Here is a 24,425-nt window from a genome sequence, read left to right on the forward strand (position 1 = left end):
ACCGCGGGCAGCCGACGGCGCACGGACGCACCCGGGTGCAGCCGGGCACCCTCACGGGGGTGGGGTGCCCGGCCCGCGTCATGTCAGCCGCATCCCGTTGGCCGTGACGACCACGTCGTAAGCGCCCTTGAAGCCGCCCTCCCCCACGTAGCACCGGTAGCCGGAGGGCTTGTCGAGCGGGACCAGGCGGGCCTTGGGGACCTTGTCGCACCGCAGCGACCTGGCCGCCTTGCCGCCGTAGATCCCGTACTGCTTCCACGCCCGCGCGCGGACGCCCTCGTCGGTGACCACGCCGCCCTTCGTCGGGGCGGCCGTGTACTGCATCAGGATGAAGCCGCCCTTGGTCTCGACGGTGAAGGGCACGTCGACGCCCAGGTACTTGACGGTGCACGTGAACTTCTGCGGCTTGTCGCCGACTTCGGCGGTGTCGCAGGTGGCGCCGGTCTGCTGGGGCACGCCGCCGCCCATGGCCAGGACGCGGCTTTCGAGGTCGTACTTGATCTGGTCCAGGACCGGCGCCTTCTTGCCGGGCGCCGGGTGCTGGGGCGCGGCGTTCCCGGACGGTGTCGCCGTCGGGCTCGGTACGGGTGTGCCGCTGGTGAGCAGCGGGTCCGGTGACGACCCGCAGGCACTGGCCGCCGCGACCACCAGGGCCACCGTTGCCGCCGTACGTATCCAATTTCTGCGCTGCACTGCTGCTTCCCCGTTTCCCCGTTGGGTGTTGATCATCGAGCGTCGTCCGGCGGGGCTGCCCGCCGGACGACGCTCGATCATAGGGTTCGGGCGCGGAAGCGGAGCGGGCGGGTACGGTTCGGGCCGGTGCGGGGAAGCGCACGGCACGGGCTATGCCCGGAGGTGGCCGCTCATCCACTCCAGGGCGGCCGGTATCTCGCGGCGCCAGGTGCTGAAGATGTGGCCGCCGCTGTCGAGGATGATCGACGCGATCCGGCCCGGGGACTTGGTCTGCCGGATAAACTTCAGCGTGTCCTGGTAATTCGACTCGCCCTGCTTGCTGGAGGTGACGAGGAGATTCACCGGGGCCGCGGGAAGGTTCTTCTGCCGCCACATGAGGTCGTTCTCCCGCTCCAGCTTCTTGCTGCCGCCGAAAAGGTCGCCGGTCTCAGCGTCCAGCGGGACCTTGTAGCTACCGGAGAGGGACACGCCGGTGGAGAACGCCTCCGGGTGGCGCATCGGCATCTTCAGGGCGCAGTAGCCGCCCGTGGAATCCCCCATGACGCCCCAGTTCCTGGCGTCGGTGCCCACCCGGTAATGGCTCGCCATGTCGTGGCGCACGTCATGGGTGAAGAACGTCTCGACCTGCGGGCCGTGGGGAACGTCCACGCACTCCGTGTCCCGCCCCGGCACCACGGTCGGGCTCATCATGACGAATATGGTCGGCTGCATTTTGTTCTTGTCGACCAGGTCGTGCTGGGTCTGCGGGTAATCCAGCTTCTTGTAGAGGGCCTGCGGGGTGCCCGGGTGGCCGGTCAGCACCACGGACACCGGGAAGCGCTTCTTCGCGTACTTGGCCTGGAAGTACTCCGGCGGCAGATACACGAACGCCGGGCTGTTGATCTTCGATTTCCCGCCCTGGAGCACGACCTTCTCGATCCGGCCGGCGGCCTGCGGCTCGGCACCGCCGGGCAGGCCCGCGTGCTCGCTGCCGAGCACCTTCACTTTGGCGCCGTTCGGTGCGGTGCTCGCGACATCCTGCCCCTTGCCGAAGAGCTCTCCCCAGGAGCCGAAGAGAAGGTACGAGGAGTTCGCGAGAAGACCGACCAACGCGAAGATCGACAGCTGGGTCGCCAGCAGCAGACCGACGCGGCCGAGAACCGCGCGCCAGGTGCGCTTGGACAGGCGAGGCCAGAGCCAGACGGTGAGGACAAAGAGTGCTACCGCGAAAAGGACGGCCAGGAGCAGCACTTTTTTGCTGGTGAGACCCATGTGGCGCTTTCTTACGGGCGGCCGGTCAGCCGGGCCGCGGGTGCTGCCCCGGGCCCTGGTACACCGTCGTACAGGGCGCGGAAGTCCAGAGGGCGCGACTCAAGACTCGCACGTCCTCTCGACCGGGGCGACGGGAAATAACGGCTGACCGGCTAGATGGCGAAAAGTCCGGGGCGGTTGCGTGACGTCCGGGACGGTTGCGTGACGCGGGCCACGGCCGCATCACGGACCGGGGGGAATCTCAGCCCGACCGGGCCAGCCGGAATCCGAGGTCGTCGATGCGCAGCGTCGGATGGCTCTTGCGGCGGCACGCGGCGCGGCAGCCCCGGGGCCGGTCCAGCCAGCCGCCGCCACGGAAAGTGCGGTACGGGCCGTAGACGTCGGCGTCGTAGACGTCCCAGCACCATTCCCACACGTTGCCGATCATGTCGTACAGGCCCCAGGCATTGGGTGACTTGGTCGCCACGTCATGCACCTCGCCACCGGAGTTGTCCCGGTACCAGGCGATCTCGTCCAGCTCGCCGTAGCGGACGCCGGAGATCCCGGCCCGGCACGCGTACTCCCATTCCGCCTCGGTCGGGAGGCGGTAGCCGTCGGCGCTCCAGTCGCAGGCCACGTCCTGGGCGTCGGGGTCGGTACCCGTCGTGTAGCAGGGCTGTCGGCCCGTCGCGCGGGAGAGCAGGTTGCAAAACCGTACGGCGTCCAGCCAGGAGACCTCGGTCACCGGCGTCCGGGGCCCGGCCGGCCCGGCGGGCGCCGTGCCCAGTACGGCGCGGTACAGCTCGCGGGTGACCGGGTACGGCGCCAGCCGGAAGGCCGCGACCCGGGCCCGCCGCTCCGTCTTCGCGGCCTCGTCCCGGAGGACGACCTCGCCCGCCGGTATCGCGGTCAGGGGCCCGGCCGTCACCCGGTGCGGGGCCGTTGTCGTGTCAGGGCTTGTCACAAGGGTGTTCTACCCGATCGGGGGTGGGCCGTGAGCCCGCTCCGGGGCGGTGCCCTACGGGGGACGGGGTATGCCGTACAGCCGTCACTTGATCTTCATACGCGGACACGGTGCGGCCACACCACCGATACGGAACGGCCGCACCACCGACGCGGTGCCGCCGCACCACCGGCACAGCGCGGCCCTGCCGCACCCGGATGGCGCAAACGGCGCCTCGGCGTGCGGCCCGGCGCGTGTAGGGCGACGCCGGAGGGTTACCCATTGCGGTACCCCGGCGCGGTCCGCCGGGAAGTCCTCCGAGTGAGGGGCCTTCGATGTCGCTGTTGTCCGGTGTACCCGGCCTGTCCGGCCTTCGCGTGCCCGGCGTGCCGAAGCCGTCGCTGCCGCTGCCCGGCCCGCTGGTGCGGGGTGTGCGGACGGGCGCCCGCGGGGCGCTGGAACTGGTCTGGCAGCTTGCGGGGGTGCCCGGCCGGGCGGTGTGGTCGCGGCCGGGGCGCTGCTACATCGCGGTGCACGGGGTGCAGACGGCGGGCGGGGAGCGGGTCGCGCGGCGGGTGGAACAGGTGCTGGAGCGGCAGCCGGGGGTGGAGTGGGCGCGGGTGAACGGCCCGTCCGGGCGGGTGGTCGTCGCGCTGGGGCCGGGAGCACCGCGGCAGCGGGAGCTGATCGCGCTGGTGGCGGAGGCCGAGGCGGGCGGCGCGGACGCCCGTACGGACGCGGAGTGCGACGTGCACGGTGAGTGGTGCCAGGAGCCGCACCACCCGTGTGAGGGGCCGCGGACCCGCCAGTCGATGACGGGGCTGGCCGCCGACACGGTCGGGCTGGGCATCGCCACGCTGGTCCGCCTGACCCCGTGGGCTCCGCTGCCCGCCGAGCTGGGGTCGCTGGCGGGGCTGTTCCAGCACCACCCCCGGTTGCGGGCCTGGGTGGCGCGGGGCCTGGCCGGTCCGGCCCAGGCCGAGTCGCTGCTGCCGGCGGTCAGCGCGTTGGCGCAGGGCGTGGCCACCCGGGGCGGCGGGCTGATGCTGGACGCGGTGCAGCGGGTCGCCCAGTGGCGCGAGGCGGACGCGTACAAGAAGGCCTGGGAGGCGGTGGAGCCGCAGCTGGTGCGCGGCCCGCAGGACGCCGCCGCGGAGCCGATCGTGGTCGAGCGGCCGGTGCCGGCGCCGAAGGACTCGACGGACCGCTATACGGAGCGGTCGCTGGTCACCGGGATGGCGGCCGGGGCGGCGGCCGTGCCGTTCGCCGGGCCGCGCCGCGGGCTGGCCGTGGCGCTGGCGGGCATGCCGAAGGCGCCGGAGGCCGGGCGCGAGGGGTTCGCCACGTACCTCGGCCGGTTCCTGGCGCTGCGGGGCGTGGTGGCCATGGACCGGGGCGTGCTGCGCCGGCTCGGTCAGGTGGACTGCGTGGTGCTGGACGGGACGGCGCTGCGCGGCGACCGGTACGACCTCGCCGACCTGGAGCTGATGGCGGACGCGGACCCGGACGGGAGCACCGCCCGCCTCTTCGAGCTGTTCGACGCCGACGAGCCCCTGGAGACGCGGCGGTCGGCGGACGGCTGGGTGCTCGGCCCGGCGGCGGATCTGCCCGGCCAGGAGGGCGGCGGCCACGACAGCGCGGCCGAGGACGCCGCGCACCGGCTGCGGAAGAAGGGCTACGACCACCTGTTGGGCCTGGCGCGTCACGGGCAGCTGCATGCGGTGGCGGCCCTGGCGGCGCAGACCGCGCCGGGCGCGCAGGCCGTGGCGGCCGCCGCGCGCCGCGCCGGGGCGCGGATCGTGCTGGCCTCCGACCGCCCGGACGCCGAGTGCGGGTACGCCGACGCCGTCCTGCCGGGCGGCAAGCGGCTGGTGGCCTCCGTACGGGAACTCCAGGCCAACGGCGCGGTCGTCCTGCTCGTCTCGGGCAACCGCCGCGCGCTGGGCGCCGCCGACTGCGGCATCGGCGTGCACCGCAAGGGAAAGGCGCCGCCCTGGGGCGCGCACCTGCTGGTCGGCGGTGATCTGAGTACGGCCGGTTTGATCGTGGACGCGGTGGCGGTGGCGGCGCGGGTGGACCGGGAGAGCGCGATGCTGGCCGCGGGCGGCAGCGGGGTGGGGGCGGTGGCCGCCGTACAGGCTCGCCCGTCCCGCGCCACCCGCCGCGCCTCGGCCGCCGGGCACACCGCCGGGTCGGCCGCCTTCTGCCTCGGCGCCTGGCGTGCCCGGCAGTTGCTGGCCCGCCCGCCGGTGCCGGCGGCGCAGAGCACGCCGTGGCATCTGATGCCGGTGCCCCAGGTGCTGGAGCGTCTGACGGCCACACCGGACGGGCTGTCGTCCCACGAAGCCACGGCCCGTTCGTCGCCCGCGCGGCAAACCGACGGCCCGCAACGCACGGGCCTCGCCGCGGCGTTCGTCGAGGAACTGGCCAACCCGCTCACCCCGGTGCTCGCGGCGGGCGCGGCGCTGTCCGCCGCCGTCGGCTCGCGCACCGACGCGGCGCTCGTGGCCGCCATCACCGGCACGTCGGCGCTCGTCGGCGGCGTGCAGCGGGTGCGTACGGAAGCGGCGCTGGCCGAGCTGTTCGAGCGCTCCGCGGTCAGCGCGCGGGTACGGCGGGACGGCGACGAACGGCAGGTCACCGCCGGTGAACTGGTCCCGGGCGATGTGGTCGTGCTGGGCGCCGAGGACGTGGTGCCGGCCGACTGCCGCCTGCTGACGGCCGAGGGCCTGGAGGTGGACGAGTCGTCGCTGACCGGCGAGTCCCTGCCGGTCGCCAAGGACCCCGCGCCGGTGGTGGCGGCGCAGCTCGCGGACCGGCGCTCGATGCTGTACGAGGGGACGACGGTGGCCGCGGGCCGGGCCACGGCCGTGGTCGTCGCCACCGGCGCGGCCACGGAGGTCGGGCGCAGCCTGGCCACCGCACGGCAGGCCGCCCCCACGGCCGGGGTGGAGAAGCGGCTGGCGTCGCTGACCAAGGCGAGCCTGCCGATCGCGCTCGGTTCGGCCGCGGCTGTCGCCGGGGCCGGGCTGCTGCACGGCAGGCGCCTGCACCACACGCTGGCCTCGGCGGTGAACCTGGCGGTCGCCTCGGTCCCCGAAGGGCTGCCGTTCCTGGTCAGCGCGGCCCAACTGGCCGCCGCCCGGCGCCTCGCCGAGCACGGGGCGCTGGTGCGCAATCCCCGTACGATCGAGGCGCTCGGCCGCGCCGACGTGCTGTGCTTCGACAAGACCGGCACCCTCACCGAAGGCACGCTGGAGCTGGCGGAGGTCAGCGACGGCGAACGGGCGCTGCCCGCCCGCCGGTTGGACGACGTGCGCAAGAAGGTCCTGGCCGCGGCTCTGCGCGCCACCCCGTCCGGGCACTCGGCGGAACCGCTGGCGCACCAGACCGACCGGGCGGTGGTGTCCGGGGCCCGGCGGCGGCACGTCACCGTACGGGACGGCGCGCCCGGCTGGCACCGTACCGACGACCTGCCGTTCGAGCCGTCCCGCGCCTATCACGCCACCACCGGGCGGTCCGCGCGCGGCGCGCTGCTCAGCGTGAAGGGCGCGCCCGAGAACGTTCTCGAACGCTGCGCCCGGCGCCGTACCGGCAGCGCGGCCGACCGCCCGCTCGACGACGGGGAACGCGCCCGCCTGGCCGCGACCGCCGAGGAGCTGGCCGGCGCGGGCCGCCGGGTCCTGGCCGTGGCCGAACGCCCCATGGAGCCCGGCGAACCCCTCTCCGAGGAGGCCGTGGACGGGCTCGTGCTGCTCGGCTTCCTCACCCTGTCCGATCCCGTACGGGCCGGAGCGCCGCCCGCCGCCGAGCGGCTGCGCGAGGCCGGGGTGCAGATCGTCATGCTCACCGGGGACCACCCGGCCACCGCCGACGCGATCGCCTCCACCATCAGCAACGGTGCCTCCCAGCGCGTGTGCAGTGCGGCGGACCTGGACGAGCTGGACGACGACGCGCTGGGCGCGCTGCTGCCCCGGGTCGATGTGATCGCCCGGTGCAGCCCGCACCACAAGGTCCGCATCGTGCAGGCGTACCAGCGCATCGGCCGGGTGGTGGCGATGACCGGCGACGGCGCCAACGACGCGCCCGCCATCCGGCTCGCGGACATCGGCATCGCGCTGGGCCGCCGGGGCACCCCGGCCGCCACCGCCGCCGCCGACCTCGTGGTCGGCGACGACCGGCTGGAGACGATCATCGCCGCGCTGCTGGAGGGCCGGGCGATGTGGACCTCGGTCCGTGCCGCGCTGGCCGTCCTCATCGGCGGCAACCTCGGTGAGATCGGCTTCAGTGTGCTCGCCGCCGCCCTCACCGGCCGCGCCCCGCTGACCGCCCGGCAGATCATGCTGGTCAACCTGCTCACCGACCTGGCACCGGCGCTGGCCATCGCGGTCCGCGAACCGCCCGGCGACGGCGGCGAACGCCTGCTGCGCGAGGGCCCCGACCGCTCCCTGGGCGCCGCGCTCACCCGGGAGTTGCTGCTGCGCGGCTTCACCACGACCCTCGGCGCGACGCTGGCCTGGGGCGCGGCCCGGCTCACCGGCCGGCGCCGCCGCGCGGGCACCGTGGCGCTGGCCGCGGTGGTCGGCACCCAGCTGGCCCAGACGGTTCTCATCGGCGGGCCGGACCGCAGGGTGCTGGCCGCGGGCCTGGGGTCGGCCGCGGTGCTGGCGGCGGTCATCCAGACGCCGGGTGTCAGCCGGTTCTTCGGCTGCACCCCGATGGGCCCGGTGGCCTGGGGCATCACCCTGGGCGCCATCGCCTCGGCCACCCTTGCGGGCGCGGCGCTGGCCCCGCTGGTACGGCGGCTGCCGCCCGCCGGTCAGCCGAAGTCGTAGTCGAAGGTGTACGGAACGGACGGCTGCCCGGGCTCGTGCGTGAAGGCGCCGGTGCCCCGCAGTCCGGTCAGTTCCCCGGTGCCCGAGCCCGGCACGACCTCGAAGGTGCAGCGCACGCTCCCCCGCTCGTCGAACGAGCCGCGCTCCTCCACGGCGAACGTGCCCCGGCGCCCGTCGACACTGCCCTCCAGCAGTTCCATGCCGGTGAACGTGCCGGTCTTCTCCGTGCTGTAGACGATGGTGTACTCGCAGATCGTGTCCGCCGCCTCGATGCCGCCGGAGAAGGCGTTGGTGACGGCGGCGTGCGCGAGGCGCGGGTACGTGCCGTCCGGGCGGTTCCCGAGGGCGCTCTCCTCCCAGCCGGCGTACGTGAAGTGGCCGGTGAGCTGCGTGCGGTCGGCGCTGGCCTGAGGGGACATGGCGATCCTTTCGGTCGGCGGAGCGGCCTGCCGTGGCCGGTCCGCGCGGTGGTGATCACAGCCTGGCCGCCGTACCTGACACCTTCTGTCAGGTACGGCGCGACAATGACCGCATGCGTGCCGACCGTCTGCTCTCCCTCCTCCTGCTGCTCCAGAACCGCGGCCGGATGACCGCCACCGAACTGGCCGCCGAACTGGAGGTGTCGCCGCGCACGGTCTACCGGGACGTCGAAGCCCTCGGCGCCGCGGGCGTCCCGGTCCGCTCCGAGCGCGGCCCGGACGGCGGCTACTCGCTCATGGACGGCTACCGCACCCGGCTGACCGGCCTGTCCGACGCCGAGGCGGAGTCCCTGTTTCTCGCGGGCGTACCGGGTGCCGCCCGCGAACTGGGCCTGGGCGCGGTCCTGGCCACCGCCCAGCTCAAACTCCAGGCCGCGCTCCCGCCCGGCCTGGCGGACCGGACCCGCCGCCTCCAGGACCGCTTCCACCTGGACGCCCCCGCCTGGTTCCGGGACGCCGACCCGGTCCCCCACCTGGCGTCCGTGGCACGCGCCGTCTGGGAACAGCGCACACTGCGCGTCCGCTACCGGGCCTGGAACGGCACCGTGGCGGAACGGGAACTGCACCCGCTCGGCCTCGTCCTCAAGGGCGGCATCTGGTACGCGGTCGCCGCTCCTGCCGCCCAGTCGGACAACGGCACGCCGAGCCCGCGCACGTACCGCATCTCCCGCCTCCTGTCCGCCGAAGCAACGAACGTCCCTTTCGAGCGGCCACCCGCCTTCGACCTGGCCGCCCACTGGGCCGACTCCTCCCGCCGCCTGGAATCCCAGCTCCACCAGGACACGGCACGCCTGCGTATTTCCCCCCGCGCCCAGCGCCTGCTCCCCATGCAGTTCGGCGCGGCGGGCACCCAGGCGCTGAAAACCGCGGGCCCACCGGACCACGAAGGCTGGACGGAAGTGGATCTCCCGGTCGAAACCCCGGCCGTGGCCGTCGGTGACCTCCTCAGGCTCGGCACAGAGGCCGAGGTTCTGGGTCCGCCCGAACTCCGCGCGGCGGTGGCACGGACGGCGGCGGAAGTGGCGCGGCGGTACGGAATGCACTCTGCCGAAGAGTGATGGCCGGCCCCGCCCAAAAGTCAAAGTGCCGTTCGCCACATTAACGCAGGACTGAAAAACGTTGCCCGCGGCCGGGATGGCGCCCGAAGCTTCCTCGTCGTCAGCGGAATTCCACAACCTCCGCATTGCTCACGGACTGAGGAGAAGTATGAGACGTACGCATGGTGTCGCTCGCGTCCTGCTTTCGGCGGCGCTGGTCGCGACGATGGCCGGTGCCGTGGCGCCCGCTGCCGCCGCCGCTGCGCCGCGGGCCTGCGCGTGGACACCGGCCACCCTGCCGCTGCCCGCCGGCGCGCTCACCGGCGAGGTGGTCGCGACCGACGGAAGCGGTGGTTACGCGGGCACGGTGTCTTATGGCGCGGGTTCCGAACAGGGCGGTCGCGCCGTGCTGTGGAAGAACGGGAAGTTCACTGATTACGGCAATCTGGCCGACCCCGTATACCAGAACTGGGTCACCGTCTCAGGCGTGAACGACGCCGGGACGGTCGCCGGAATGGCCTACCGGGACGCCGACGGGCTGCCGAGCGCCCTCCGCTCACACAACGGCAGGATGGAGCGCCTGCCCGAACTGCCCGGCGCCGACGCTTCGCGGGCGGAAGGCATCAACGACCGCGGGGACATCGTCGGCGCCGTCGAGACGACGGTCAACGGCGCACCGTACTGGAATCCGGTCGTCTGGCCCGCCGACAAGCCCGGAACCGTGGTGAAGCTGACCGGCCTGCCCGACGCGGAGGCCGTTGCCACCGGTATCGACCAGGACGGCACCGTGCTGGTCTCGGTGGACGACGGCCGACGGGTGCCGTACCTGTGGAAGGACGGCAAGGCCCGCGCACTGCCCCTGCCCAAGGGCGCTTATGACGTCATCACGCGGGGGATATCGAACGGCCGTGTCGTCGGCCAGGTCTCCTACGACGCGGGAGACCCGTCGCGGAGCGTGCTGTGGGATCGCGACGGCCGGCCGAGCGTGCTTCCGCGGAGTGACGATGTCTGGGGCATCAACCGCGACGGCCGGATCGTCGGCCGCACCGACGACCCCGACTGGCACGAATTCGGCGTGTGGCAGCTGACGAAGCTCGGTTCCACGCTGCGCTACGCCTCCGACCGCGGACTGGAGATCACGGTTTCCGGCGACGACGGCACGATCGCCGGGCAGAGCTGGAAGATTCCCGGCGGCATGGACGAGCCGACCGTCTGGTCCTGCCGCTGAGCGATGCCGCAGGCGGCGGCTGAAGCGGCCTGACAGTGGCTGTCTCACCGTCTGAAGTCCGACTTGACCTCAAGTCCGATCGAGGTCCCAGGATCCTCTGGTGTCACGCACGCGCCGTACGGTGCTCGCCCCCGAGGAGAACCAGTCATGACCGCGACAGCCGCCGCCACTTGGCTACGGGACCACGCCCACCCGCTCACCACCACGGACCCCGGCGCCCCGGCCGCCGCCCTCGCGCCTCTGGACAGCGTCGTCCGGGACGCGCGGGTCGTCGCGCTCGGTGCCTCGGCGCGGCTGACGCACGAGTTGGCCACCGTCTCCCACCGGATCTTCCGGTTCCTGGTCGAGCGGCACGGATTCCGTTCGCTGGCGCTGGAGGGGGACGACGCCGTACGGACCGGGCTGGACACGTACGTCCGGACCGGGGCCGGGGCCCCGCGAGAGATGTTGGCGCACGCGCGGCCCTTCTGGCGGATCGAGGAGATCGCCGAATCCGTGGAGTGGATGCGGGCGTACAACATCGCGCATCCGGATGACCCGGTGCGTTTCGCCGGTTCCCCCGAGGGGCGGCCGTCGCCGCGTGGGCCGGGCCCGGGCGGACTCGCGGAGATCGAGCGGGTCTTGGCGGCGGACGTCATCCGGTGGCACGAGCACACCGGCGACAAGGTCGTCTACTGGGGCGGCCTCGCACACACCGTCAAGGGCGACCCCCGGACCGTCTCACCCTCGTCGCCACCGGAGACGCACCGCAACGCGGGCGGCTACCTGCGCGAACGCTACGGCGCCGGGTACGTCTCGCTCGGCCTGACCATTCACCACGGCTCGGCCCCGTCGGCCGTTCCGGCCCCGCCGGAGGAGTTCGCCGAAGCCACCCTCGGGCGCTCCGGGCTTCCGGACGCGTACCTCTGGAACCTGCACGAGCCGAGCCCCGCCGCCGTACGGGAATGGCTCGCCGCGCCGGTCAAGATGCGGCTGGTCGGGCCGCACTACGACGCCCGCGACGATGCCGCGCACCACCTGTCCGGCGGCTCCCTCGCGGACTGGTTCGACGCGCTCGTGCACATCCGGGCCGTCTCGCCCGCACGCTTCCTCTGAAGGGCTCACCGCCCCGTCCCCACCACCCCCGCCCCCAGGTGTGCCCCCACCACCCGCCCGACCCGGGCCAGCGGCCCCGCCTGGGTCATCGCATGGTGGGTGCAGGTGATGTCGTGGTTCTCGATGTGGCCGGTGATCAGGTGGCGCCAGGAGTCGGCGGTGGGGGCGTGGGCGGGCTTGTTCTCGGTGGCGTGGAAGTAGAGGAGATCGCCGTCGAAGACGCCTTCGGAGAAGGTCGGCAGCAGCTTGACCGAGTTGGTGAACACCTCGGTGACGGCGGTGAGGCGGTCCTCGCCGAGTGCGGGGTGCTCCTTGAGCGAGTCGAGCAGTTCGTCGCCGCCGTCCTGCCCCCGTAGCACCGCCGCCACGCCGGGGACCGTCAGCGGACGCGGGAACCGGTCCGGGGCGTGGCCCGCCGCCTCCAGGAGGAGGGAGAGGATGTCGTGCTCCGTCACGGCGGAACCCGTCGCCCCGTGCGGGTCGATGGGGCGCGAGTCGAGCATGGCCAGCAGCGCCACCCGTTCCCCCCTGGCCTGGAGCCGGACGGCGATGGCGTGGGCGAGCGCGCCGCCGAGGGACCAGCCCAGCAGGTGGTAGGGGCCGGTGGGCTGGACGGCGCGGATCTGGCCGACGTAGTCGGCGACCATCTCCTCGAACGTGGTGGGCAGCGCCGTCCGCTGTGCCAGACCGCGCGCCTGGAGCCCGTACACCGGCAGGTCGGGGTCCAGGTGGCGCAGCAGCCCCGCGTAACACCAGCTGAGGCCGCCGGAGGGGTGGACGCAGAACAGCGGGGGCCGGGTGCCCTGGGTGCGCAGCGGCAGCAGCACCTCGAAGCCGTCCGTCGCGTCGCCGGATTCCAGCGCCTCGACGAGGTCGGCGACGGTCGGCGCCTCGAACAGCGCGCGGATGGAGAGTTCGGCGCCCAGCGCGGAGCGGATACGGCTGATGAGCTTGGCCGCGAGCAGGGAGTGCCCGCCGAGGGCGAAGAAGTCGTCGTCCATGCCGACCTGCCGTACCCCGAGCACTTCGGCGAACAGTGCGCACAGCACCTTCTCCCGGGCGCTGCGCGGCTCCCGGCCGTTGCGGGCGGCGGGGGCTTCCGGAGCGGGCAGGGCGGCGCGGTCGAGCTTGCCGTTCGAGGTCAGCGGCAGCCGGTCCAGGAGGACGAAGGCGCTGGGGACCATGTATTCGGGCAGGCGGGCGGCGGCCCAGGTACGCAGGGCCTCGGCGTCGACCGGGGCGGGTGCGAGGGGCGTACGGCCGTCGGCGCGCCGTGAGGTGGGGATGCGGGCGGGTGCGGTGCCGCCGGGGACCACATACGCGGCCAGGCGCCGGTCGCCGGGCGTGTCCTCCCGTACGGTCACCACCGCGTGGGCGACGCCCGGGTGCCGGGCCAGCGCGGTCTCGATCTCGCCGGGCTCGATGCGGAAGCCGCGTACCTTGACCTGGCCGTCGGCGCGGCCGAGGTATTCGAGGATGCCGTCGGGCGTCCAGCGTGCCCGGTCGCCGGTGCGGTACATGCGCGAGCCCGGCGCGCCGCAGGTGCAGGGCACGCCGGGGTCGCCGCAGGTGCCGCCCGCCGATCCGCTGCCCGCGTGGGCGAACGGGTTGGCGACGAACCGCTCCGCGGTCAGCGCCGGCCGGCCGAGGTAGCCGCGCGCGATCTGGTCGCCGGCCAGGTACAGCTCGCCCGGTACCCCGGCCGGCACCGGGTTGAGCGCGGCGTCGAGGACGTACGCCTGGACGTTGCGTCCGGGGCGCCCGATGACGGGCGGTTCGTCCTGGTCGGCGATGCGGCAGTACACCGCGTCGACGGTGCACTCGGTCGGCCCGTAGTAGTTGTACGCGGTGGTACCGGGCAGGGCGCGCAGCGTCTCCCACAGGGCGGTGTCGACGGCCTCGCCGCCCACCATGAGGATGCGCGGGCGGTGCCGCTCGCCGGTGCACAGTCCGGCGGCGAGCAGCTGGTGCAGATGGGTGGGGGTGAGGTCGAGGAAGTCGATGCGCCGGTCGGCGATGTAGGCGACGAGGGCGGGCGGGTCGAGGCGCACGGCGTCCTCGACCAGGTGCAGTTCGTGGCCGGCGGCCAGGAACAGCGGGCCCTCCCAGGCGGTGTCGAAGGAGAACGCGGCGGTCAGCGCGGCCCGCAGGCGGCGCCGGGCCGCGGCCGTCTCCGGGTCGATCAGTTCGGCCTTGTGGTCGAAGAAGAGGTTCGTCAGCTGCCGGTGTTCGACGACGACGCCCTTGGGCTGCCCGGTGGATCCGGAGGTGTAGCTGACGTACGCCGGGTGGCCCGGCGCCAGCGGGCTCCGGCGGTCGGCGTCCGTGGGATCGGTGACCGGCCGGTTCGCCAGGTCCCGCACGGTCGCGGGGTCGTCGAGGCACAGCGCGGTGGCGGTGTCCGGCAGCCGCCCGCCGGCCGCCGTCGTGGTGAGGACGCACCCGGGGCGGGTGTCGGCGAGCAGGAAGCGGATCCGCTCGGCGGGCAGTTCCGGGTCGACCGGCGCGCACGCGGCGCCGGTCTTGAGCACCGCCAGCAGGCCCGCGATGTGCTCGGCCGTGCGCGGCAGCGCCAGCGCCACGAACGTCTCGGGCCCGGCGCCGCGTTCGATCAGCGCGTGCGCCAGCCGGTTGGCGCGGGCGTTCAGTTCGGCGTACGTCCAGGTGGTGGCGCCGCAGACGAGCGCGGTGGCGTCGGGCGTGCGGCGGGTCTGCTCCTGGAACAGGTCGGGCAGGGTGGTGACCGGGACCGTACGGGCGGTGTCGTTCCAGCCGGTGGTCACCCGGCGGCGCTCGACGGCCGGCAGCAGGTCGATGCCGCCGACGGGCTGTCCGGGGTCGACCTGGGCGAGCGTGTCCAGCAGGGCCAGGAAGCGGCGCTGGTGGGCCGCGATGGCCTCGGCGTCGTACAGGCCGGGGTCGGCCTGGAAGTCGATGCGCAGGCAGCCGTCGTCGGTGCGCTCGTAGACATTGACGCCGAGGCCGGTGACCGGCCCGTTGGAGAGGTTGTGCAAGGTGGCCGGGTGCCGCCCGAAGCTCAGCTCCCGGTCGTAGCTCATGATGTTGATGCCCCAGTCGCCGAGGTGGCCGCCGGTGTGCGCGGCGCCCAGCTCCTGGACGAGGTACGGCGACGGGTAGCGCTGGTGGCGCAGCAGCCCGCGGGCCTGCTCGGAGGTGTGGCGCAGCAGTTCCCGTACGGTCGTGTACGGGCCCAGCTCGACGTGCAGCGGCAGCACGTTGGCGAGCATGCACGGCGTGTTGCGGGGCACGGCGCCGACGCGGCCGGTGACGGTGAGGTCCAGCGTCACGTCGGTGTTGCCGCTCATCCGGTGCACGTACAGCGCGAGGGCCGCCATCGCGACCACGGGCATCCCGGACCGGGCCTGCCGGGCCAGGGACCGCAGTCCGTCGGCGGCGGGCGCGGGCAGGTGGGCGGTCTTGCGGACGAAGCGGTGCGGGACGGTGGCCAGCCGGCTCGCGAGGCCGGCCCCGGCGGACCGGCCGGCGAACCGCTCGGCCCAGAACGCGCGGTCGCGGGCGAACCGTTCGGAGGCGTGGTACGCGGCCTCGTCGGCCAGCAGTTCCTCCAGCGTGTTCAACTGGCACGGGGGGATCTCCGCACCCGCCTCCAGCGCGGTGTAGACCTCGGCGACGCGCTGGATGAGGAGGGAGAAGCCGTAGCCGTCCAGGACGATGTGGTGCAGGGCCATGTACAGCACGCAGTGGTCGTCCGGCAGGCGCAGCACGGCGAAGCTGAACAGCGGGGAGCGCCGCAGCCCGACGGGCTCGCGCAGGTCGGCCCACATCCATGCCTCGGCCCTGGCCCACGGGTCGCGCGGCGGCCCGGCCGTGTCCGGGTCCCGCAGGTCCACGACGGGCAGCGGCCAGCCGTCCGCCAGGTCGGGCACCTGCCACACGCCGCCGTCCTCGTCGGTCTCGAAGCGGACCCGTACGCTGTCGGTGTCGGCCACGGCTCGGCGCACCGCGGCGTCCAGCAGGGCCAGGTCGACCGGGCCGTGGATGTCCACGTACTCGGCGGCACGGTAGATCGGGTTCTCCGTGTCCAGCTCCTGGGAGAACCACACTCCCGTCTGCGCGACGGTCAGCGGCATTCGGCGACCGCGGTTGCCTGGCGTCCTGTTCATGCTTGCCGTCTCCTGACGAAGGTGCTGGTGTTCACGGCGGCCGGGCCGGTGGCGGGGCCATCCGACCGGTCGCACCTCACGCGCCATACAGGGCCAACGAGCGCACATGACGGGTGTATCGGTTCGTCGGCAAATCTCTTTGCACGGGTGTGCGGAGACAGGAGCGGCGCACGGTACGCGGACCGTCTGCGCGGCTGCTCACGCGCAGCTCACCGGTGGAATCCCGGGTGCCTCGCGGGGCGGTGCCGGGGACCGGGCCGCGGGCCGGCCCCCGGCCTGGCGGTCACGCGTACGTCGAATGTGTGCGCCAAAGCGTGCCGCCGGGGTCACTCTCCGGGGCGTACGAGGTCCGACGGGTCGGTGTTCGCGCCGCACACGACGACGCACACCCGCTCTCCGGGCGCGGGCCGGTACGCGCCCGAGCGGAGAGCGGCGTAGGCGGCCGCCGTGCCGTGCTCGACCGCCAGTTTGCGGTCGTCCCACAGCGCGCGGCGGGCGTCGAGGATCGCCTCGTCCGGTACGAGCAGCGAGACCGCCTCGGCGCGCCGGGCCCAGTCCAGGGCCATGCCCGTGACGCGGCGGGCGCCCAGCGAGTCGGCGGCGACGGACCGCACCGGCACGTCGACGATCCGGCCCGCCTCGATCGCGGCGTTCAGCGCCCGGCAGTTCTCCGGTTCGACGGCCACGACCCGTACGCCGTGGTGGTGCGCTGCCGCCGCGACCCCGCTGAACAGGCCACCGCCGCCGACCGCGACCACCACCGTGTCCAGGCCGGGCAGCGCCGCGCGGATCTCCTCCAGCAGGGTGCCCGCGCCGGCCGCGATCAGCGGGTGGTCGTACGCGTGCGACTCCAGCGCCCCGGTCCGCGCGACGTGCTCGCGGGACGCCTCCAGGGCGGCGGCGTACTCGGTGCCCGCCTGGCGTACGTCGGCGCCGAGCAGCCGCAGTTTGGCGACCTTGACCGGCGGCGCGGTCTCCGGCACGAACACGGTCGCCCGGATGCCGTGCCGGGCCGCGGCCCAGGCGCAGGCCAGTCCGGCGTTGCCGCCGGAGGCGATGACCACGCCGGCCTCGGGCAGGGTGCCCGCCGCGCGGTGCGCCGCGATGAAGTTCGCGGCGCCGCGGGCCTTGAAAGAGCCGGTGTGCTGGGTGAACTCGTAGGCGAGCCAGCCCTCGGCGGGGCCGAAGGTGCCCGGGTCGACCGGCGCGACGGTCACCGGGCGCACATACCCGGCGATCCGGCCGGCCGCCGCCCGCACGTCCTCGTACCTGATGCTGCTCATCGCGGACCACTCTCCCGGATCGGACGTCGTGAACGGTGCCGCCGGCCGGGAGGCCCGCCTCCCGCCCGGACCGGTCCAGTTGATCACGCGTCCCCGTGCGTCCGTCTCCGGCCAGGGGGCGAAAGTCCCGCCCCGTCAGGACTTTCCGCCCTTGGGGCGCGGGACGGCACGACGAAATGATCTTGGTACGCCGGGCCGGCGGCGCGCCGCGACCGCCGGCCGACCGAAGGGAAATCTCCGCACGTCATGACATTACGCACGCCCGCCGTGGTCGCCTCGGCCGCCGCGACCGCCCTGTTCGTGGGGCTGCTCCAGGCGCCCGCCGCCCAGGCCGCCGACGGTCCGCGGCCGTCCGCTGCCCGCGCGCCGGACAACGTGCTGTGCATCTACAGCACCGAGATCACCGACCGCACCACCGGCGGTTATGTCTGGGACGTCGCCAAGCGGGCCCACGCGCTGTGGAAGAGCGACGACTTCCAGCACAAGTACGGGAACCTGTCCTACGCCGAGCAGACGAACAAGCTGCTGTACGAACTGAACGTGAGTCAGCACGTGTTCGGCCACAGCTGGCTCGTGCACTTCAATTCCGGCGGCAAGCTGCACCGAAAACTGGATGGAGGCGGAGAGGCCCGTTACGACACCTATTCGTTCCAGCCGAACGACCCGGACGGTACCAACGGCGACGGTTCGCCGGTCGACGGCATGTCCGTCAATTACACCGGCTACGACATCAACGTCCCGGGCAAGCCCCTGGTCGAATGGGACCGGCCGAGCCGCAAGCAGGACCAGGGGCAGGCACATTCCCCGCGCGCCGCGCGCTGCAAGAAGCTGACCGGCACGCAGCAGAAGGCCTTCGGCCACGAAATCCGGCGGCGGGCGGAGCTCAACGAGAAATACACGCTCCTGCCGAGCTGGAATTTCGTCCTCACCGGCGGCTGGGCGGGCACCTCCGCCCGTAACTGCACCACCTTCGCCCTCCAGGTCTGGGACGCGACGATGAAGGACGCCCCGTCCGAACGTCTCGACGCGCCCGGCGGCCTGCCCGCCGCCGACATCAACAAGCTGGGCGGCGAGGTGCCCGGCGACCTGACGCAGAGCGAGTTCTCGGCGTGGATCCCCGCCCTGGCCGGGAAGTGGATCCGCGAGAAGAACGGCGGGCAGAACGAGAACACGGAGGTCCCGCGCTTCGCGGACGACGTGTTGGCGTCGGCCGACGCACGGTAGGCACCGGAGGCGCCGAGGGGCGGTGTGCCATGGTCGTGGCACACCGTCCATCCCAGGGAGCCACCGTGCCCGACCGCACCCCGCACACCCCCTCCCGCCCCGGCGCCGCCGACCTGGTGATCGAGGGCGGCACCGTGCTCGTCCACGACGACCACGACGGCATCGGCTTCCGCGAGGACGCCGCGATCGTCGTACGGAACGGCCGTATCGACGCGGTCACCACGGCCGCGGCGGTGGCGGACCTGCCCGCCGCCGAACGCCTCGACGCCCGCGGCCGGGCCGTGCTGCCCGGCCTGATCAATTGCCATACCCACGCGCCGATGGTGCTGTTCCGGGGCAGCGCCGAGGACCTGCCCACCGAGGAGTGGTTCAACGAGCGGATCTGGCCGGCCGAGACCAACCTGACCGACCGCGACGTGCGGCTCGGCGCGCTGCTCGCCTGCGCCGAGCTGATCCGCTGCGGCGTCACCACGTTCGCCGACCACTACTTCGCGATGGACGAGGTGGCGCACGCCGTGGAGGTGAGCGGGCTGCGGGCGAACCTCGGGTGGGCGTACTTCTCCTCGATGGGACCGGCGGGCCGCGAACGCTCGCTGGACTTCGCGCTGCGCCGCCGCGGCGGGGCCGGCGGCCGGATCACCACCTCGCTCGCGCCGCACGCGCCGTACACCGTCTCCGACGCCGACCTGCGCGCGACCGCCGGGCTCGCCCGCGACCACGGCCTGCCGGTGCACCTCCACGCCGCCGAGAACCGCGAACAGACCGAGCACAGCCTCGCCCGCCACGGCCGCACCCCGATCGAGACGCTGCACCGCACCGGCCTGCTGGACGTGGACGTACTGATCGCCCACGGCACCGGCATCCTGGAGCGGGACCTCCCGGTCCTCGGCCGCGCCACCGCGCGCGTCGGGGTGGCCTCCGCCCCCAGGGGCTACCTGAAGTTCGCGTGGGACACGACGCCCGTACGGCTGCTGCGCTCGATCGGTGTTCCGGTCGGCCTGGCGACGGACGGGGCCGCGTCGAACAACACCCTGGACGTCTGGGAGAGCATGACGCTCACCGCCCTGGTGCAGAAGGCGGCGGAAGGGGACCCGCGATGGCTGACCGCCCGCCAGGCGCTCGACCACGCGACGACGCAGAGCGCCCGCGCGCTCGGCCTGGACGGGCAGGTGGGGCGGCTCGCGCCGGGGCACCGGGCGGACATCGTGCTGGTGGATCTCACCGGGCCGCACGTCCAGCCGGTGCACGACCTGGCCACCGCCCTGGTGCACAGCGCCCGCTCCGGCGACGTGTGCACCACCGTCGTCGACGGCCGCGTCCTCATGCGCGACCGCCGCCTGCTGACCGTCGACGTGCCCGCGATCACCGCGGAGATCCGTGCCCGGCTGCCCGCCCTGCTGGACCGCGGCCACGGCCACCGCGTACAGCATTACGACGGATGACGCTCACCGCTGCACATCGTCCAGATAGTCGCCCAGCGGCTGGAGCGGGGTCCACAGCTGCTCGAAGTAGGCGGCGAAGTAGGACATGTAGGTGCGGTCCTGGACGCTGAAGCCGTTCAGCTTCTGGCGGGCGCCACCGGAGAAGGCGAGGAAGACGACGCTGTCGTCGATCAGGGCCATGTTCAGGCCGTCCGCTGCCGCCGTCCACCGCAGCACGCTCGCCTCGTAGTTGAGGATGGCGGCGGTCTCCTCACGGTGCCGCCGGGCCCAGGCGAGGACGTGCTTGTCGGGCACGCCGTCCGTCTCCGGGACGCCGATGATGCGGCGGACGCTGCGCTGGTCCTCGGTGTCCTCGCGGGCCCAGGCCAGGATGTCCGCGAAGTAGTCGGCGGACGCCTTGGTCGTGTACTGGTCGGGCGGGTAGCGGCGGGTGTACGTGACCCGGATCTCCGACCGCGCCGACCGGACGCTGCGGGCCGCGGCGGAGTAGAACTCGGGGTTGCTGCGGTACCAGGTCGCGGCGAGCAGCGCGTCACCGCCGGCGTCCGGCAGCGCGGCCGGGCGGGCCGGCCCGGCGCCGCCGCCGTCCGGGTCCCTGCGCAGCGCGTCCAGGCGGCGCTTCGCGTCCCGCCACCGGTCCAGCCAGTCCCCCGGCTGCTCCCCGCACGCGGTCACGAAGGCGCAGGTCAGCTCCCAGCTGGGGAAGCGGCGGCCGTTGAGCATCGCGGACACCGAGCTGCGTCCGCACTTCATCTGGAGGGCGAGGCGGGCCTCCGTGGGCTCGAAGCACCGCAGGCGCAGTTCGCGCAGCTGCTCGGCGAAGGCCGCCACGGGTTCCGGTACGGGCTGGGGTGCGGGCGGGGACGGACGGCCGGTCAATGGATCATCCCCCGGAAGCGCGGTGGCGGCGGTGCCACAGATGTGGTGACACAGATGTTCCGTGCCTGTCCGTCATTGTCCGCCCGTGTCACGGGTGTTCGCCAGTGTCCGTGCGCGCTGTCGTGGTGCTCATGAATTCCGCCGCCCGTCGCTCAGGCATGGGCGCAGGTGAGCGCGGGGCCGAGACTGCCGTTACGGGCCGCGCCACCGAGCACGGCACCCGACGGGACGGAAGGAGCGCGCCATGTGACCTGACCGATGACCGACCGCGACCGGGCGGATCGCGGGAGCCGGAAGCATCCCGTACCGCCGCGGAAAACACGGAGGCCGCTCCCTGGTGCTTCTGGCGGGAAGCAGGGAACGGCCTTCTGCCGACCTCACGAGACCCCAGGCACGTCACATACGTCACGCACGTCACGCACAAGGAGACCTCATGTTCGTCCATTGCAGGATAGCCCTTCGCTGTACGGGCACCGCCTTCCTGGCGGTGCTCATCGTGGGCGTCACGCTGGTGACGCCCGCCCCCACCGCTTTCCCCCTCTCGCCGGAAGCCCTCTGGGTCCTGCTCGCGGCGTCGGCCGTGACACCGGCCGCCGCGGCGGGCGGAGCGAGGTGGGGGCGGTGAACGGATCGCCGAAGGCGGCGGCGTGCCGCCGGTGCGGTGCGCCGGAACCGCGCGTCTTCACCACTCCGGTCGTCGACTGCTCCGGCCGACTGCGGATCGCCACCTCCGTGATCTGCGCGTGCGGCGAAGCCACCCTGGTCGGCGTACGGCCGGCGCGTACGGGTGGCGGCCGGGACGCGCGGGCGGGCGAGGCGCGGCAGCTGTTCCCGTTCACCGTGTACTGACGGGGCGGGGACGGCAGCGGGACCGGGTACGGAACGGGCGGGGCCGATCGGGCCCCGCCCGTTCCGCGGCGCCGGACCGGCATGGACCGACGCGGACCGGCGCGGACCGGCGTCGACTGGCGCAGACCGGCATGGACCGGCATGGACCGGCATGGACCGGCATGGACCGGCATGCGACGGTACGGCGCCCGTCTGGGTATCGTCGGCCGTCGGGCCGGTGATCAGCCGGTGACCGGATGACGCGATGCGAAAGGTGCAGGCGCTGTGCGACGCCCTCAAGGCCGTGACCACGACCGAGGCCACGAATACGGCCGGGACCGCGGGCGGGACCGCGGCCACGGCCGTCCCGCCGACCGGCGGCCGGCCGGACGCCCGCAGGGGGTCCGGGACGGCCTGGCCGGGGAGCTGCGCCGGATGGACGGTGCCTCGTACGGCAGGTACAAATCCCTCCTCGGCTCCTGGGCCATGCCCGGCTTCACCCTGGAGGTGATCCGCGGGCAGTCCGACCCGTACGCGCCGCCCGCGCGCGTCGCCCTGCGCGTACCCGCCGAGGAGGCCGGGTTCCCGGCGGACCTGTGGGAGTCGCCGGTACGGCGGCGGGCGCTGGCGAGCTACCTGGCCCGGCGGGCCGCCGAGGCGGCGGACCACCGGTCGCTGCGGGTGGACGCGGGCGGCCAGGAGGTGCTGGAGCGCAGCTCCTGTCTGGTGGACGCACGGGACGGCGCGGTGACGCTGCGGCTGGGCGTGGACCTGCCGGGCCACGGCCGCCGGATCGACGGGCACGCGGCGGAGCACGTCCTGTGCGGGCTGCTGCCCGAGGTGGCCGCGCGGGCGCTGCGCTACGCGGCGCTGGACGCCGACGACGTACGGGCGTTCGCGGACGCCGTCGAGGACTCCGACGCGCTGCGGGCCGCGCTGCCCGGCCTCGGCCTGGTGGCGTTCGTCGCGGACGGCGCGGTGCTGCCGCGGCGCAGCGGCGTGGACGACCGCCCGGCGGCCGGCGGCGGAGTCGTGCCCTTCGCCTCGCCCGGGGAACTGCGGGTCTCGGTCGACCTTCCGCACGCCGGGACGGTCACCGGCATGGGGGTGCGCGAGGGCGTCACACTGATCGTCGGCGGCGGCTTCCACGGCAAGTCGACGCTGCTGCGGGCGCTGGAGACCGGCATCTGGGACCATGTGCCGGGCGACGGCCGCGAGCTGGTGGTGGCCCGGCCCGACACCGTCAAGATCCGTTCCGAGGACGGCCGCCGGGTCGAGCGGGTGGACGTCCACGCCTTCGTGGACCACCTGCCGAGCGGCGCGGACACCACCGACTTCCGTACGGACAACGCCTCCGGCTCCACCTCGCAGGCCGCCTCCCTGTGCGAGGCCGTCGAGGCGGGCGCGCGGGTGCTGCTGATCGACGAGGACACCGCGGCCACCAACCTCATGATCCGCGACGCGCGGATGCAGGCGCTGGTGGCCAAGGAGCGGGAGCCGCTGACGCCGTTCGTGGACCTGGTGCGCTCGCTGCACCGGGACCACGGCGTCTCCACCGTGCTGGTGATGGGCGGCTCCGGCGACTACATGGAGGTCGCGGACCAGGTGCTCATGATGGACGCGTACCTGCCGTCCGATGTCACCGCGCGGGCACGGCAGTTGGCGGCGGTACCGACCGGCCGGACCGCGGAGGCGGAGTCCTTCCCCGGCGTCGCGCACCGCCGCCCGGACCCCGGCTCGCTCGACACATCGGTACGCGGCAGGTCCCGTATCCGCGCCCGGGGAGACGACGCGCTGACCTTCGGCGAGCACGACGTCGACCTGCGGGCCGTCGAGCAGATCGCGGACCCGCGCCAGGTGGTCGGCATCGGCCTGGCCCTCGAACTGATGGTGCGGCGCGGGTACGTGGACGGCAGGCGCACGCTGGCCGAGGCGCTCGACCTGCTCGACGGCGACCTGGCGGACGGCGCGCACCGCCTCCTGGCCGTCCGCGACGAGGACTTCGCGCTGCCCCGCCGCCACGAGATCGCCGCGGCCCTGAACCGGCTGCGGGGACTGCGGGTTCTGGGGCGGCCTGCCGGGGCGTAAGGGGAGAGGTAGAGCCGTGTCCGTGACCGGAGACGCGGGCCCGGCCGGCCACACGCCGTCCGTACGCGGCCTTTGGCAAGATCCACCCATGACTTCGGCCAGGATTTCCTCCGCGACGTCCCCGATCCCTCCCGTCGTGCCCGGCGGCCGGCTGCGTGACAGTGAGCAGCCCACCCTCGCGCTGTCCACAGGCGCCGAGTTACGCCCGTGGCAGCCCGCCGACGCGCAGGTGCTGGTCGCCGCCTGCCAGGACCCGGACATCCGCCACTGGAACCGGCCCGCGCGGGTCTCGCCGGGCGACGCCCGGGACAAGATCGCCCACTGGCAGCAGCGGTGGCACGACGAACAGGCCGCCATCTGGGCCGTGGCGGGCGTGGGAGGCGGCGCGGCGGTGGGGCTGGCCGGCATCGCGGACATGGATCTCCGCGGCGGCAGCGCCGAGTTCCTGTACTGGCTGCTGCCGGCCGGACGCGGACGCGGGCTGGCCGTGGCCGCGACCGTACGGATCAGCCGGTGGGCCCTGGAGGATCTCGGCCTGCACCGGCTGCGGATCACGCACTCGGTGGCCAACCCGGCGTCCTGCCGCGTGGCGGAAAGGGCCGGTTTCCGCCTCGAAGGCACCATGCGCAGTGCGCTGTTGCACGCCGACGGCTGGCACGACGAGCACTTGCACGCCCGTATCGCGGGTGACGACTGGCCGGACCACTGAGCACCGGGCCTCGACCGTACTCAGGCGGTGGTGTGGCCGGAGAGGCGTTCGACGCCGCGCAGGAGGGCGGAGTGGTCGAGGCCGCCGTCGCCCTGGGCGCGCAGGGCGGCGACCAGGGAGGCGGGAAGTTGGCCTTCTTGCGGGTCAGGACGGTGGAGCCGGCCAGCCCGCCGTTCAGCACGTCCAGCGCGGCGCCGAGGTCGACGCCGGACTTCTCCAGGAAGACGACGGCTTCGGCGCAGGCCTGGAGGTTGACCGCGACGATGAGCTGGTTGGCGGCCTTGACC

At 73.7% G+C, this 24,425-nt stretch carries 17 protein-coding genes and 1 pseudogene; 10 read left to right on the forward strand and 8 right to left on the reverse strand.

What is annotated here, in order from left to right; translation table 11 throughout:
• Window positions 1–78 precede the first annotated feature (78 nt).
• The 3 genes from IH45_RS0127910 to IH45_RS0127920 all read right to left on the reverse strand — a co-directional run bounded on the left by IH45_RS0127910 (window position 79) and on the right by IH45_RS0127920 (window position 2,887).
• Complete coding sequence (locus tag IH45_RS0127910; protein WP_158813285.1) at window positions 79–693, reverse strand: hypothetical protein; 615 nt, start codon at window positions 691–693, stop codon at window positions 79–81.
• Window positions 694–843: 150 nt separating this feature from the next.
• Window positions 844–1,944 (reverse strand): alpha/beta hydrolase, encoded by a 1,101-nt coding sequence (locus IH45_RS0127915; RefSeq protein WP_030674250.1) that lies wholly within the window; start codon window positions 1,942–1,944, stop codon window positions 844–846.
• Window positions 1,945–2,185: 241 nt separating this feature from the next.
• Window positions 2,186–2,887, reverse strand: a complete 702-nt coding sequence (locus IH45_RS0127920; RefSeq protein WP_078897813.1) for a formylglycine-generating enzyme family protein — start codon at window positions 2,885–2,887, stop codon at window positions 2,186–2,188.
• 314 nt (window positions 2,888–3,201) lie between these two features.
• Here IH45_RS0127920 and IH45_RS0127925 point away from each other — a divergent pair, with 314 nt between their 5' ends.
• On the forward strand, window positions 3,202–7,701 hold the full coding sequence (locus IH45_RS0127925; RefSeq protein ID WP_078897814.1) for a cation-translocating P-type ATPase: 4,500 nt from the start codon (window positions 3,202–3,204) through the stop codon (window positions 7,699–7,701).
• Here the strand turns inward: IH45_RS0127925 and IH45_RS0127930 are convergent.
• Window positions 7,686–8,120, reverse strand: coding sequence for a DUF3224 domain-containing protein (locus IH45_RS0127930; RefSeq protein WP_030674262.1), 435 nt, complete (start codon window positions 8,118–8,120; stop codon window positions 7,686–7,688). The two genes, IH45_RS0127925 and IH45_RS0127930, sit on opposite strands and share 16 nt — an antisense overlap.
• A gap of 113 nt (window positions 8,121–8,233) precedes the next feature.
• Here IH45_RS0127930 and IH45_RS0127935 point away from each other — a divergent pair, with 113 nt between their 5' ends.
• The 3 genes from IH45_RS0127935 to IH45_RS0127945 all read left to right on the forward strand — a co-directional run bounded on the left by IH45_RS0127935 (window position 8,234) and on the right by IH45_RS0127945 (window position 11,540).
• The gene (locus tag IH45_RS0127935; RefSeq protein ID WP_030674265.1) at window positions 8,234–9,238 is read left to right on the forward strand and encodes a helix-turn-helix transcriptional regulator; all 1,005 of its coding nucleotides are present in this window, start codon (window positions 8,234–8,236) and stop codon (window positions 9,236–9,238) included.
• 148 nt (window positions 9,239–9,386) lie between these two features.
• On the forward strand, window positions 9,387–10,445 hold the full coding sequence (locus IH45_RS0127940; RefSeq protein WP_030674267.1) for a hypothetical protein: 1,059 nt from the start codon (window positions 9,387–9,389) through the stop codon (window positions 10,443–10,445).
• Window positions 10,446–10,592: 147 nt separating this feature from the next.
• Window positions 10,593–11,540, forward strand: a complete 948-nt coding sequence (locus IH45_RS0127945) for an erythromycin esterase family protein (RefSeq protein ID WP_030674276.1) — start codon at window positions 10,593–10,595, stop codon at window positions 11,538–11,540.
• A gap of 5 nt (window positions 11,541–11,545) precedes the next feature.
• Here the strand turns inward: IH45_RS0127945 and IH45_RS0127950 are convergent, their stop codons facing one another.
• Window positions 11,546–15,685: a non-ribosomal peptide synthetase gene (locus IH45_RS0127950; protein ID WP_234440699.1), complete on the reverse strand. Its 4,140-nt coding sequence runs from the start codon at window positions 15,683–15,685 to the stop codon at window positions 11,546–11,548.
• Window positions 15,686–16,011: 326 nt separating this feature from the next.
• On the reverse strand, window positions 16,012–16,968 hold the full coding sequence (locus IH45_RS0127955) for a threonine/serine dehydratase (protein WP_030674280.1): 957 nt from the start codon (window positions 16,966–16,968) through the stop codon (window positions 16,012–16,014).
• A gap of 246 nt (window positions 16,969–17,214) precedes the next feature.
• On the opposite strand from IH45_RS0127955, the gene IH45_RS0127960 reads away from it, so the two are divergent.
• A complete protein-coding gene (locus tag IH45_RS0127960; RefSeq protein WP_158813287.1) occupies window positions 17,215–18,192 on the forward strand; it encodes a hypothetical protein in 978 nt (325 codons plus the stop codon).
• Between the two features lie 65 nt (window positions 18,193–18,257).
• Complete coding sequence (locus tag IH45_RS0127965; RefSeq protein ID WP_050515236.1) at window positions 18,258–19,634, forward strand: amidohydrolase; 1,377 nt, start codon at window positions 18,258–18,260, stop codon at window positions 19,632–19,634.
• Window positions 19,635–19,637: 3 nt separating this feature from the next.
• Here the strand turns inward: IH45_RS0127965 and IH45_RS0127970 are convergent, their stop codons facing one another.
• Complete coding sequence (locus IH45_RS0127970) at window positions 19,638–20,513, reverse strand: helix-turn-helix domain-containing protein (RefSeq protein ID WP_158813289.1); 876 nt, start codon at window positions 20,511–20,513, stop codon at window positions 19,638–19,640.
• A 433-nt stretch (window positions 20,514–20,946) separates the two neighbouring features.
• Between IH45_RS0127970 and IH45_RS0127975 the strand changes: the two genes are divergently transcribed.
• From IH45_RS0127975 to IH45_RS0127990, 4 genes are all read left to right on the forward strand, one after another.
• Entirely contained in the window at window positions 20,947–21,138 is a 192-nt protein-coding gene (locus IH45_RS0127975; protein ID WP_030674306.1) for a hypothetical protein, read from the forward strand.
• Window positions 21,135–21,362 carry a hypothetical protein gene (locus IH45_RS0127980; RefSeq protein WP_158813291.1) on the forward strand — a complete coding sequence of 76 codons (228 nt, stop codon included), beginning with the start codon at window positions 21,135–21,137 and terminating at the stop codon, window positions 21,360–21,362. Before IH45_RS0127975 ends, IH45_RS0127980 begins: the two co-directional genes overlap by 4 nt.
• Before the next feature lie 264 nt (window positions 21,363–21,626).
• Window positions 21,627–23,429, forward strand: coding sequence for an ABC-ATPase domain-containing protein (locus IH45_RS0127985; RefSeq protein WP_030674312.1), 1,803 nt, complete (start codon window positions 21,627–21,629; stop codon window positions 23,427–23,429).
• A gap of 88 nt (window positions 23,430–23,517) precedes the next feature.
• Window positions 23,518–24,138 carry a GNAT family N-acetyltransferase gene (locus IH45_RS0127990; RefSeq protein WP_030674331.1) on the forward strand — a complete coding sequence of 207 codons (621 nt, stop codon included), beginning with the start codon at window positions 23,518–23,520 and terminating at the stop codon, window positions 24,136–24,138.
• Between the two features lie 20 nt (window positions 24,139–24,158).
• Here the strand turns inward: IH45_RS0127990 and IH45_RS1000000146995 are convergent.
• Window positions 24,159–24,425: pseudogene (locus IH45_RS1000000146995) on the reverse strand (NAD-binding protein); the annotation flags it as partial.

Origin of the sequence: Streptomyces rimosus subsp. rimosus (assembly GCF_000720725.1) — a bacterium.
GTDB classification, from domain to species: Bacteria; Actinomycetota; Actinomycetes; order Streptomycetales; family Streptomycetaceae; genus Streptomyces; species Streptomyces rimosus_A.